Raw genomic sequence first — 907 nt, 5'->3', positions numbered from 1 at the left:
GCGGGGTACGGGGACGTGGGCGAGGATCGCGTTGATGACCGAGTCGGCCGTCACGCCCTCCATCTCTGCTTCCGGGCGGAGTTGGATGCGGTGGCGGAGGGTCGGGAGCGCGAGGGCCTTCACGTCGTCGGGGATGACGTAGTCGCGGCCGGTCAGCCAGGCCCAGGCGCGGGCCGTGGCCTGGAGCGCCGTCGCGCCGCGCGGGGAGACGCCGAGGGTGAGGGACGGGGATTCGCGGGTGGCGCGGCAGATGTCCACTACGTAGCCGGTGATTTCGGGGGAGACCGTGGTCTTGGCGACGGCCGCGCGGGCGGCTTCGAGGTCCCCGGGGCCTGCGACGGGGCGTACGCCGGCGGCGCGCAGGTCGCGCGGGTTGAAGCCCTCCGCGTGGCGGCTGAGGACGTTGATCTCGTCCTGGCGGGACGGGAGAGGGATCGTCAGCTTCAGGAGGAAACGGTCCAGCTGGGCTTCGGGGAGCGGGTACGTGCCCTCGTACTCGACCGGGTTCTGGGTCGCGGCGACCAGGAACGGCTCGGGGAGCGGGCGGGGGGTGCCGTCGACCGTGACCTGGCGTTCCTCCATCGCTTCGAGGAGCGAGGACTGGGTCTTGGGCGGGGTGCGGTTGATCTCGTCCGCGAGGAGAAGGTTCGTGAAGACCGGGCCGGGCTGGAAGGAGAACTCGGCGGTGCGGGAGTCGTAGACGAGGGAGCCCGTGATGTCGCTCGGCATCAGGTCGGGGGTGAACTGGACGCGCTTGGTGTCGAGTTCGAGTGCGGATGCCAGGGCCCGGACGAGCAGGGTCTTGGCCACTCCGGGGACCCCTTCGAGCAGGACGTGTCCGCGGCAGAGGAGGGCGACGACGAGGCCGGTCACGGCGGGGTCCTGGCCGACCACTGCTTTGGCGATC

1 protein-coding gene is annotated in these 907 nt (G+C 71.3%); it reads right to left on the bottom strand.

Annotation, left to right across the window (positions count from 1 at the left end; all coding sequences use genetic code 11):
• Positions 1-907: AAA family ATPase (locus AOK17_RS46400; RefSeq protein WP_079053681.1), on the bottom strand; the 907-nt coding region annotated here is incomplete at both ends.

The organism is Streptomyces phaeochromogenes, assembly GCF_001418655.1.
Lineage (GTDB): Bacteria > Actinomycetota > Actinomycetes > Streptomycetales > Streptomycetaceae > Streptomyces > Streptomyces phaeochromogenes.
This window is presented reverse-complemented; position numbering and strand designations above follow the sequence as displayed.